Below are 10,684 nucleotides of genomic sequence, written 5' to 3'. Positions count from 1 at the left end.
GCTGGGCGACGGGACCACCACCACCAGCAGCACCCCCATAGCGGTGGACCTGCCAGCCGACACCACAATCACCGCCGTCGCCGCCGGGACCGGCCACAGTCTGGCGGTGACCTCCACCGGCACCATGCTGGCCTGGGGCTTCAACGCCTCGGGCCAGCTGGGCGACGGGACCAACAGCAACAGCAACATCCCTGTTGCGGTGGGCCTGCCGGTCGACACCACAATCACCGCCATCGCCGCCAGCAGTAGCCACCACAGTCTGGCGGTGACCTCCACCGGCACCATGCTGGCCTGGGGCTCCAATCTCACCGGCCAATTGGGCGACGGCACCACCACCAACAGCAGCACCCCAGTTGCGGTGGACCTGCCAGCCGACACCACAATCACCACCGTCGCCGCCGGCTACCGCCACAGTCTGGCGCTGACCTCCACCGGCACCATGCTGGCCTGGGGCGCCAATGGTTTCGGCCAGCTGGGCGACGGGAGCAACAGCAACAGCAACATCCCTGTTGCGGTGGACCTGCCGGTCGACACCACAATCACCGCCGTCGCCGGCGGCTACCGCCACAGTCTGGCGGTGACCTCCACCGGCACCATGCTGGCCTGGGGCTTCAACGCCTCGGGCCAGCTGGGCGACGGGACCACCACCAACAGCAGCACCCCCATAGCGGTGGACCTGCCGGTCGACACCACAATCACCGCCGCCGCCGGCGGCAGCTTCCACAGCCTGGCTATCGTCCCATCGGCATCAACATCAACCACGACCCTGCAGGTGTCCCCACCGAACCCGACACCGGATCAACCCGTCACCCTCACCGCTACCGTGACCTGCACCGGCAGCACCCCCACCGGGACCGTGACCTTCCTCGACGGCACGACCACCCTGGACACGAAACCCCTGTCCGGCAACCCCACCACCACCGCAACCCTCACCGTCACACACCTGGCACCCGGCACCCACCACATCCAGGCGCGCTACAACGGCAACAGCAACTGCCCAGCCTCAACATCCAACTCCACGACAGTCACCGTCCCAAAGCCCACCATCCCAGTAACCGGCACCAGTCTGCCCACCATCCTCACCGCCGGAATCCTGCTCACCCTCACCGGCGCAGCCCTGACCCTTGCCACCCACCGACGCCGACCAACACCCGGGGCGTGAGGACCATCCATGTCGGGCTGGCCGCCGCGGCGGGATCGTGTTCCACCAGCGCCTCCAGCCGTAGCGCGCCGACGTCTTCAAACAGCGCGATGTCGGCGTCGAGGTAGCGGCCGTCACGGTCGAGGATGATCAGACGCGGTACGCGCACGCCCGCGGCGGCAATCCGCGTGGTTGGCGGCGGCCGGTGCATCCCGCCGCGACGGCTTCCCGCCGACAACGGACGCTCACGTGGGCAACCTCCTCCGCGCCCCGGATGGCGATGTCGTCATCGGCGACTTCGACCCCACCTGCACCGGCCCCTGGCAGGTCGATCTCGTCGCCGTGCCCGTCGGCGAGACCCGCTTCGGCCGACACAGCGCCCATCGCCGCCTGGCCCACGCCTACGGCTACGACGTGACCCAAGACCCCGACTGGCCCACCCCGCGAGAAGCACGTGAACTCAAAGACCGATTCCCATCTGGATTGGCGGCACCAGCCCAGCTGCCTACCGCCGGGCGGGCCGTACCGGCGACGGCTGTATGCCCCGTCTCCAGCCCGGGCCGGAGCTCACCGCGGCCCGGAGGATCGTGACGAAGGCGGCGGAGACAGCCGGGCGACCCCCCGAGGCGATCGGCCTACACGGCCGGGTCCGCTACATCGACGGCGGCGCGGTCGGTGTCGCCGCAGCGGCGCGGCGGTGGCGTGAAGCCCGCGCCACACACCTGGCCGTGAGCATGCTCGGCGCCAGGTTCACGTCGCCCAGCGAACACCTCGACGCGCTCGCCGCGATCGCCCACATGGGACTCCTCAACGAGAACATGGAGGGGCCCAATCGATGACCGACACCCGGCTACTGACCCAACCTCACCCGACCGTCGAACCGGCGGTTGTCCACCGTCGTCATGCTGACACCGCCTTCCTCGCCGACGTCCATCCGGACGGCACGGGCGGATATGCGGCGACGGCGTTGCTGCCCGAGCGACACGCGTACTACGCGGCACACGTCGCGGAGGCGAATCGCCGTCTCGATCCGATGCTGCTATTGGAGGCGTGCCGGCAGCTCGTCATCTACATCGGCCACGACGGCCTCGGCCTGGCCGACGACACCCAATTCCTGATGGACTCCTGCGAGATGTCCGTGCCGGCCGACGCCTATGTGCGACGACCCGACGGCGGCTCGACCAAGCTGACAATGCACGTCACCGTAGCGGCGGTCCGGGTCGGCAGCCGGCTCCGCGCGTTCACGTCCCGGTGCGAGCTGGCACTCGGTGGCGTGCCGATCGGATCAACATTCATCACCTCGTCGGTCGTGTCCCCGGCCGCCTACATGCTGCTGCGCCGCCGGGCTCGTGGCGGGTGGCCGCCACCTTGGTCCGACCAACTCTGCCCGTGCCGGGACAGGGCGGCTCCCCCTCGGCCGTGGGCCGCCTGGTCCCCGCCGACGTGCTGCTGGCCGAGGTTCGTACTGATGCGAATGAGACCACCGCACGGGTGCTGCTGCCCTTCGATCACTTGGGCTTGTTCGACCACCGGCTGGACCACGTCCCGGGGACCCTACTCGTCGAGGCGGCCCGTCAGCTCGGCACCGCGCCCAGTCCCGAGCCACCCGCGGCGGTGATGACCGGGCTTGCCGGCACGTTCGACACGTTCGTCGAACTGGACGCTCCAGTGCACCTCGTGGCCCGGCCGGGCACGACTGACGGTGAGCGGTCGGTCTCGGTGGTGCAGGGCGGCACCGTGCGTGCTGCGATCAACGTTGCTACCGCCCGCGCGTCGAGTACCCCGGTCAACGCCAGGTGTTGACCGGGGTACTCGACGAGAGGCTCAGGCGGGAAGGCCGCCGACCCGGGCATCGATCCAGGAACGGATCGACGGCAGGTCGCCGTAGATCGACGGACCGGTGGCACAGATCGGGTGGTTGTTGCCCGACCGACTGGTGGCACCGACCACGTGCCACACCCCGCCGATCCGACGAACCTGCGGGCCACCCGAGTCGCCATAGCAGGCGCCCGAGTCACCGTCGGTGTTGTCGGTGCAGATCTCGTACGGGCCGTTGATGCCGAAACACGCGCCGTCTGACCGGATCGACGTGTCCAGCTCGTGCGCGACCGTCGGCGTCGGACCGCAGCCCCGGAACGGACAGGTCAGACCCCAGCCGATGATCCGGGTAGCGGTACCGACCGCCCCGGACGTCGCCGGGATCGGGGCCGGGGCGTACGACACCGAACTGGACAGTTGCAACAGCTTGACGTCGATCGTGGGATTGTTGATGGCGCGGCGGACCCCGACGACCGTGCCACCGCTGGTGCGGTTGACGCTACCCACACGGACCGAGGACGGTGTCGGGCAGTGCCGCGCCGTGACGACCCAGTCCGATTTGATCAACGTGCCGGTACAGCCCGAGGTGTAGACCAGCCACGGGTAGTTCTCGGTCGCCGGCCGGCCGCCAACGACGAACGGCGTGACATCGGCATCAGTCTGGGCCCCTTGGTCGAAGTTCGTACGGAACTCGCCTGCCCGGCTCGCGTCGTAGTAGGCCGTCTGGGCCGCGGCGGCCGGCGCACCGGTGGCGATCTGCACCCCGGCCGCTGCCAGCACCGCCGCTAGCACGGCGCCGAACGCGCGCAACAGTTGTCTTCTGACCATCTCACACTCCTGAGGTTGCGGCGGTATCGCCATCCATCGATAGATATCGATAGTAGCCGAACATGCGCGATGTTCGATAGAACGAAATCGCCATACGGCATGCCACGGCGCGGCACGCGCCACCGTCGCCTCACGTCGAAGCGACCATCTGATGCAGCTGCTACACCAGCGACGAGGGTGACGACATGCCCGCGGGCCCGCACGCAGCCGTTTCGATCAGCGCGTCGTCGAGCACCACTTCAGCGCACCCGTCCAGCGCGGACGGCTGCCGGCAGCGCCGCACAGCGGCCGGGTGGGCGATGGCCGCGGGGGCAGCATGTCCGAGGGCGATGTCACCGCCGGCAGTACGGGCGAGCGCACCGACTGGACCAGCGCCCTGGAGCTGATGCAGGCATCGGGCGCGACCGAGCTGATCCGCCAGGTACGTGCCGCTGAGCAGAGTGACTCGGACGGGACTCGATGGCCTCGGAACAAGCGCAGCGACGACGCCACAGCTGTGTTCGGGCTACTCAACACGCCCTGAATTGCCTGTCTGGCTGAGGTCGAGGATGCTCCAACCGGTGGACAGGACGGCACAGCCGGTGGCGTAAGAGCCGGTTGTGGGCCGGTTCAGGCGGCGCGGTCGACCTGAGTGACGTGAGCGATCGCGCGGCGAAGCGCGGACAGGGAGACCGGCCGGTCGTGTTCCAGCTCGGTGAGTCCGAGCTCGATCCACTCGCGGATGAGAGTGGAGGGCTTCATGCCGGCGGCGTCGGCGGCCGAGCGGACCCGCTGGTCCAACGCGACTGGTAGACGGACTCCGCGCATCACCATCGGTTCGGCCTCCGCCGCTGGCGGTAGCTCGACCTGGGCCGAGTCGTCGTAGTCGACCTCGCCCCGGGCGAACGCCTCCGCCGCCCGCTTCATGTCATCACTCACCGCACTACCTCCCACGCCTCGAACCGCTTCAGCTCCGCCGGGGTCATCTCCCGAGCACCAATGATCTGCTGGTTGAACTCGCCGACCTTACGGACCGCCACCACGAGAGGCCGTCCAGCCTGGGTGCGTCCCATGATCGCGATGAACCGCACGCCGCCGCTGACGGCGGCCAGCGGTAGACGTCGCCGCGCTGCCAGCACCTGCGCGGCCTCGTGCGGCTCAACCCCAACCAGCGCGGCCAGGGCCTCGGGAAGCCAGTCATAACCCACACCACGATCGTAAAACGATCGTTTGACACTTGCATCGGATTGCACTCCCTCTTTCGAAGACAGGAGCAGCTCGGCAGGGCACGTCAGCGGCGGACTCAACTCGCACGTCTCACACCAGGTTCGTACCCATGTACTATCCACATGTTGTGGATAGGGCTGTTGGCCGGCACCCGGTTCGGGTGCCGGCCAACAGTTTCTTTCCCCCTTGGATGGATTAGGTCTGTGGGCGGGGGTGTGGTTGTGGGTGGTGTGGTGGGTCAGCTGGTCCAGTGCTCGGCGACGAGGTCGGCGGCCTGGGTCTCCCACTGGGCGTAGTGGAACGGGTACGCCGACACCTGGACCTTCTGGGCGGCCTCGGTCAACGGGAGTTCCTGCCAGCCCTCGACCTGCTTGAGGCCCTTCAGGAAGGCGGTGGTGGAGTACTCGGGGTCGGTGATCTGCTCCACGCTGCCCCAACCGCTCGACGGGCGCTGCTGGAACAGGCCCTGCGAGTCGTGGTCGTTCCGGTCACCCAGGTGTCCCAGGTTCTCCAGCTTCGACTCCTGCAAGCTGGTGGCGATCGCCACGACGGCGGCGCGTTCGTCCATGCCGGCCTTCTTGGTGGCCTCGATGATGGCCTTCACGTTGCCGGTCTGCTCGTCACCCAGGTCGATGCGGGACTGCTCACCCTGGGTGCCGTGTGGGATCAGCGTGCCGGTGTCCGGCTTCGCAACCTGAACGGCCGCGGCGGCCGGGGTGGTGTCGGTGAGGGTGTCCAGGGGGCCGGCGACGACACCGGTGGACAGGGCCAGACCAGCGAAACCAAGCACACTACGACGCAGAATCGTGTTCATGGGGGTTGCTCCATTCGGGGGTCGACGCCCACGCCCGAAGGGGGTCCGGGGTGGGTGCGAGCACCGTCCGGCGCTCAACAGAACAAGAAGAAGATCCTCAGGCGACCACGGCCCTGGGGGCTCCGCGCGGCGCCGGGTTCATGTGTAACGACCAGCGGGCCGCCATCATTCCAGGGCTCACGCACGGGCGGCACCCGCTCCAGGGTGCGGGGCGCCTCCTCGGCCGTACGCAGGGTGTAACGCCCCCACGGCCGCCGAGATTCCGCCACCACCGTGCCCGACCCCACCCAAACAGGCATCAACCAGACAGTGGCGGCGGTCCAACTTTCATATAAACCCCCATACCCGCCTTGCGGCCATACGGCTCGCGGAGGGACGGGCCAGGGCAGGGTTCCGGGTGACGTCGTGAACGTAGGCTCGGACTAGTCAGCCCGGGGCTGGCGCAGCGATTGTTCCTCCATGCCCAGGTGTCGCATCAAGGCCTGACGGCCCGCGACGGTGATGGTGACCGCACGGCTGGTACCGATACGGGTGATCCAGCCGGAGGTGAACGCGTGGTGGCACAGTGCGGCGCCGACCGCTCCGGCTAGATGGGGGCGGCGGGCAGTGAAGTCCAGGCAGGCGCGTAGTGCCGGTCGACGACGCGAATCGGCCGCGGATATGGCAATGCCGAGATCACCCAGCCAGGCCACCCCATCAGTGGTCAGCGACAACCCGTGTCGCCAGGTCAACAGGCCACGCTCGGTCATCGCGTCGGCTATGGCTACCGCGACGGTGCCAGCCAGGTGGTCGTAGCAGGTCCGCGCGTGCGCCAGAGCATGTCTGCGACGTGCGCCCGCCATCGACCGCGTGGGAGCCGGGCGGTGTCCGGCCGCGGCGGCCACGGCCTCGATCAGCGGCGCGGCCTCACCGTCGATCCGCAGATAACGGTGTCGGCCCTGACGGTGCTGTACCAACAGCCCCGCGGCGACCAGCTGATCAGCGTGCTGGCTCAGCGTCGACGCCGCCACCCCGGCGTAGCGGGCCAACTCGCCCAGTGTCCAGGCCCGTCCATCGAGCAGAGCCAGGCACACCGTTGCCCGGGTGTCATCGGCGAGCAACGACGCCCAGCCTGCGACCGCCGAGGCGGCCTCGCGGGAGTCCATCGCCCGAGCATGGCACGGCGACGCTTCGGCGACCACCGAAACGTTTCAGGCCTAGCCTCGACACCTATGCCAACCCTCAGTGACCCGGCTGCCGCCACACACGTGACAATCAGCCCGAAGATCCTGTATTTCGGTACCCCGGTGGTGCTGCTCAGTACCGAGAACGACGATGGCAGTGCCAACCTGGCACCGATTTCGTCGGCATGGGCACTGGGCCACACCGTCGTACTCGGCCTCGGCCCCGACGGGCAGAGCGGCCACAACCTCACCGCACGTCCCGAGATGGTCATCAACCTACCCGCCGCCCACCAGTGGCAGGCGGTCGAACGTATCGCGTCACTGACCGGCCGGCATCCGGTACCGGCCAGCAAACGCAACCGGTTTCGCTTCGAACCTGCGAAGTTCACCGCCGCCGGCCTGCGCCCGCAGGACTCACTGCAGGTAAACCCCCCTCGGGTCGCCGATTGCCCGCTACAGGTGGAGGCCCGGGCCAGCCGGATCCACCCCGCCACCGGTGGTGCCTTCCTCATCGTCGAAGCCCAGGTCCTCGCCGTGCACGCCGACGCCGGTATCGTCGTGGCCGGCACCGACCACGTCGACCCCAGCGCCTGGAATCCACTAATCTACAACTTCCGCCACTACTTCGGCCTCGGCGCCCAACTCGGCCACAGCTTTCGCTCCGAGACACCCGCGGCCAATCCGAGTTCTTCCTCAAAGGGTGGTCCGTAGAGGCCCGCCCGACTGGCAGGCGCGCGTATTCGTTCTGGGCGAGTTCTTCTTCGGCGGGCCACCCGCTGAAGAAGCACATCGCGGACCGTAGCCGAAACGGGCTAGCGCCGGCATCCCGATCTAGCCGATGTGAATGAGTTAGGTGATCCGCACGCTGCGACGAGCGGGCGTCAGCCGTTGCCGTGCCAGGGTCTGTCGAAGGTGAGAATGAAGATCGCTACAGGCGAGCTGCGATCGGTAAAGGATGGTAAGTATCGTCGGATCTTGCCCGAGTGGGTAGACGAGTACATCGCCACGCAGGTCGAGCGGCAGGAGGCCGCCTGATGGCCGGCAAGCGTGCCAACGGTGAAGGCTCGATCTTCCCGTACCGCAACGGATTCGCCGCCTACGTCTGGGTCACCAAGCCGGACGGCAAACGCACCCGCAAGTACGCCTACGGCAAGACCCGCGATGAGGTACACGACAAGTGGGTCCGGCTACACCAGCAGGCCAAGGCCGGACCAATCGCCACGAACGTCCCCACGTTGGCGAGCTACATGACGTACTGGCTAGCCGAGATCGTGGAACCGAACCTCGCCCCTGCCAGTGCTGCGCCCAGAGAAAAGAGGAACATCGACCACCAGCGAAAGTGCTGCGCGGTGGGTCGGTGTTGGCAAGACCTTCCCTCGGCCCGGACAGTCAAGGGAATCCGTGCTGTTCTCCGTTCGGCACTCGCTCAAGCTGTCGTCGAGGAGCTGCTCGCCAAGAACGTGGCAGCCCTGGTGAAGCTGCCACCGATCCGCAACCGCAAGGGCAAGTCGTGGAACAGCGAACAGGCCCGCGCGTTCCTCGAATCGCCCCGCGACGGGAACGACTACCTCTACGCCGCCTACGTCCTGGTCCTCGTGCTCGGACTCCGCAAGGGCGAAGTCCTCGGACTCGCCCGGGAACACATCGAGTGGGACGGCTGGAACAAGCCTTGCCCTCCACATGGCGAGGCGTACTGCGAGCACTGCCGCGACAACCACGACATCGGCCTCACCGTCGACAAGCAGCTCCAGCGGGTACGCGGGAAACTGCTGCACCGCGCTACCAAGACTGAGGAGTCCGACGCTCCCCTACCGCTGCCGGCGATCTGCGTTACCGCGCTACGACACCGCCACCAGCAACAGAAGGCCGCCCAGAAGAAAGCCGGCGAGGCATGGCATGACACGGGCATGATCTTCACGACCCGCTTCGGACTGCCCGTCGAGCCACGCAACTTCAACCGCTCCTACGACAGCCGCATCGCGCGCGCCGACCTTCCGAAGATCACCGTCCACGACGCACGGCGTACGTGCGGCTCGCTCCTAGTCGACCTGGACGTGCACCCCGGGTCGCGATGGCGATCCTCAGGCACGCCGACTTCTCCATCACGATGGAGATCTACAGCCAGGTCTCATCCAAGGCCACCCGGGAAGCCCTGCGGAAGCTCGGTCAGAGCCTCGATCAATGACCCGTTGCTGTACTTCGCTGCTGTACAAGATCGAAAGAGGCCATCCGGAAGATACCGGATGGCCTCTGACCTGCGTCGGGACGGCCGGATTCGAACCGACGACCCCTTGTTACCAACCGTAGTCACACCGGGCATGTCATCGCTTGTCGCGAGTAAGCCCTGAGCTGCATCAACACGGTCAAATACTTGTTCCTCCTGGTCACTGTTCGTCAGCTCCTGGCAGGGGTTTTCGGGGGGTAAACGGGGGCCGGCAGACTCACTACCGGGTTCCCCCGCACCCATCCCCCGCCACCAAGAGACCTCGGTCCGCACCGTCTTCGCCCCGTGACCGTTACGGATGTTGACCCGCCGACCCATGGCCTCGTCGACACCGGCGTCGTCGAGGTGGGCGTCCAGCTCGGCGTCCAACGCCGACTCGAGCACGGTGCGGGTGATCCCGGCGAGGAGCCCTCCCGGTCCGACCAGCGAGACTCCGTCGGTCTTGGCCCGCTCGACCAGTTGCCGAGCGAACTCCCGCTCCGCTGCCGACGGCTCCGGAAGCTGAACCGGGTTCTTCCTGTCTGCCAGCGGTCCTTCCTGGACAGGATCGACGTCCTGTCCAGGAAGGACCACGCCCAGGCCAAACAAAAGTCTACGCAGTCCCCAGACCTGCTTCGCCGGCCGAACGGCAGGGCTCAGCTACGGGCCGCCCTGCAGCGGCGGGCGCGGCCCATGCTCGACGCGGTAGTCGACCACCGCCTCGCCCGGCTCGTCGAGCGGCATCCCCGACTGCTCGAGGACATCGACGGCAGATGCGCCGCGGTGTGCGCTCTGGTACCGCTGTTGGCTTCTGCGGAGGCCAGCAGGTAGCGCCTGAAAGCACAGATGAACGAGGTCGTCCCGATCGCTTGCGATCACGGGGCGGGCAAGTGAGCGAACTGGTGGCAGGACGCTAGCCAGAATGTTCCGCCGCCGTAAGCGCTCCGCGACCTCCTCTGGCCGGTGACAGGGCACCGCCTCGGTCCTGCATATCGTCCCAGCGTTAGGGTCAGGGCGTGACCGATGAAGAGGCTCGCGAGGCTGCATTCGCCTTCCTTGCTAATCGCATGGACAAGATCCGCACCGGTGAATGGGTGATCATCGGTGCGCGAGAGTACGAGAACGCATGGTCCGTGGGCTACCAGTCACGCGCCTTCATCGAGTCAGGCGACATACACGATTCGTTGGCAGGCAACGGACCTGTGGTCGTGCCCAAGTCCGGCGCGGAGCCATGGCTGGCCTGGTCCGGCCGGCCGGTGGAAGAACAGATCGCCGAGGGGCGGCCCACCCTCGGCTGAACGCATGACGTGCCGCTGACTGGGCGTCTCCGCTAGACGATCTATTCCAAGGGGTACGGGGACAGCGAAGAGAGGCGAGGGCGTCCATGATCGACGTTGCTGAGCAACGATGACCATGGAGGCCACGTGCACGTCGATCGGGACACCCTCGCCACCGCACTGTACGTGAAGATCGACGACGTGTTGAAGTCGTCGCCCCAGCTCACCCGGTGG

General features: G+C 67.4%; 10 protein-coding genes and 5 pseudogenes. 8 read left to right on the top strand and 7 right to left on the bottom strand.

Annotated elements, in window-relative coordinates; all coding sequences use genetic code 11:
• The coding region (locus tag H0524_RS10870; RefSeq protein ID WP_180198547.1) for an Ig-like domain repeat protein at positions 1-1,162 on the top strand (1,162 nt) is incomplete at its 5' end.
• 13 nt (positions 1,163-1,175) lie between these two features.
• On the opposite strand, the pseudogene H0524_RS10865 reads toward H0524_RS10870, so the two are convergent.
• Positions 1,176-1,325 (bottom strand): annotated as a pseudogene (locus tag H0524_RS10865) (aminoglycoside phosphotransferase); the annotation flags it as partial.
• 56 nt (positions 1,326-1,381) lie between these two features.
• Between H0524_RS10865 and H0524_RS10860 the strand changes: the two are divergent.
• From H0524_RS10860 to H0524_RS10850, 3 pseudogenes are all read left to right on the top strand, one after another.
• Positions 1,382-1,606 (top strand): annotated as a pseudogene (locus H0524_RS10860) (aminoglycoside phosphotransferase); the annotation flags it as partial.
• Positions 1,603-1,980 (top strand): annotated as a pseudogene (locus H0524_RS10855) (LLM class flavin-dependent oxidoreductase); the annotation flags it as partial. The pseudogenes H0524_RS10860 and H0524_RS10855, both read left to right, overlap by 4 nt.
• A pseudogene (locus H0524_RS10850) lies at positions 1,977-2,944 on the top strand (AfsA-related hotdog domain-containing protein). The pseudogenes H0524_RS10855 and H0524_RS10850, both read left to right, overlap by 4 nt.
• A gap of 21 nt (positions 2,945-2,965) precedes the next feature.
• On the opposite strand, the gene H0524_RS10845 reads toward H0524_RS10850, so the two are convergent.
• On the bottom strand, positions 2,966-3,787 hold the full coding sequence (locus tag H0524_RS10845; protein WP_180198546.1) for a trypsin-like serine protease: 822 nt from the start codon (positions 3,785-3,787) through the stop codon (positions 2,966-2,968).
• A gap of 316 nt (positions 3,788-4,103) precedes the next feature.
• Here H0524_RS10845 and H0524_RS10840 point away from each other — a divergent pair, with 316 nt between their 5' ends.
• A complete protein-coding gene (locus H0524_RS10840) occupies positions 4,104-4,310 on the top strand; it encodes a hypothetical protein (protein ID WP_180198545.1) in 207 nt (68 codons plus the stop codon).
• An 86-nt stretch (positions 4,311-4,396) separates the two neighbouring features.
• On the opposite strand, the gene H0524_RS10835 is transcribed toward H0524_RS10840, so the two are convergent.
• From H0524_RS10835 to H0524_RS10820, 4 genes are all read right to left on the bottom strand, one after another.
• Positions 4,397-4,705 (bottom strand): hypothetical protein, encoded by a 309-nt coding sequence (locus tag H0524_RS10835; RefSeq protein WP_180198544.1) that lies wholly within the window; start codon positions 4,703-4,705, stop codon positions 4,397-4,399.
• Positions 4,702-4,974 (bottom strand): hypothetical protein, encoded by a 273-nt coding sequence (locus tag H0524_RS10830; RefSeq protein WP_018741373.1) that lies wholly within the window; start codon positions 4,972-4,974, stop codon positions 4,702-4,704. Before H0524_RS10830 ends, H0524_RS10835 begins: the two co-directional genes overlap by 4 nt.
• Positions 4,975-5,231: 257 nt before the next feature.
• Entirely contained in the window at positions 5,232-5,807 is a 576-nt protein-coding gene (locus tag H0524_RS10825) for a hypothetical protein (RefSeq protein WP_180198543.1), read from the bottom strand.
• 422 nt (positions 5,808-6,229) lie between these two features.
• The gene (locus tag H0524_RS10820) at positions 6,230-6,952 is read right to left on the bottom strand and encodes a helix-turn-helix transcriptional regulator (protein WP_180198542.1); all 723 of its coding nucleotides are present in this window, start codon (positions 6,950-6,952) and stop codon (positions 6,230-6,232) included.
• Between the two features lie 66 nt (positions 6,953-7,018).
• On the opposite strand from H0524_RS10820, the gene H0524_RS10815 reads away from it, so the two are divergent.
• Together H0524_RS10815 and xerC are read left to right on the top strand one after the other, a co-directional pair.
• The gene (locus tag H0524_RS10815) at positions 7,019-7,681 is read left to right on the top strand and encodes a flavin reductase family protein (RefSeq protein ID WP_180198541.1); all 663 of its coding nucleotides are present in this window, start codon (positions 7,019-7,021) and stop codon (positions 7,679-7,681) included.
• A gap of 323 nt (positions 7,682-8,004) precedes the next feature.
• The gene (gene xerC / locus H0524_RS25605; RefSeq protein WP_255435891.1) at positions 8,005-9,318 is read left to right on the top strand and encodes a site-specific integrase; all 1,314 of its coding nucleotides are present in this window, start codon (positions 8,005-8,007) and stop codon (positions 9,316-9,318) included.
• A 191-nt stretch (positions 9,319-9,509) separates the two neighbouring features.
• Here xerC and H0524_RS25600 read toward each other — a convergent pair.
• Positions 9,510-9,578 (bottom strand): annotated as a pseudogene (locus H0524_RS25600) (hypothetical protein); the annotation flags it as partial.
• 611 nt (positions 9,579-10,189) lie between these two features.
• Between H0524_RS25600 and H0524_RS10800 the strand changes: the two are divergent.
• Entirely contained in the window at positions 10,190-10,471 is a 282-nt protein-coding gene (locus tag H0524_RS10800) for a YrhB domain-containing protein (RefSeq protein WP_309225071.1), read from the top strand.
• Positions 10,472-10,684 lie beyond the last annotated feature (213 nt).

This window comes from Salinispora sp. H7-4 (genome assembly GCF_013416675.1).
In the GTDB taxonomy this organism is placed as follows: domain Bacteria; phylum Actinomycetota; class Actinomycetes; order Mycobacteriales; family Micromonosporaceae; genus Micromonospora; species Micromonospora vitiensis.
The sequence above is the reverse complement of the archived record's forward strand: the minus strand, read 5'-3'. Positions and strand labels throughout refer to the sequence as shown.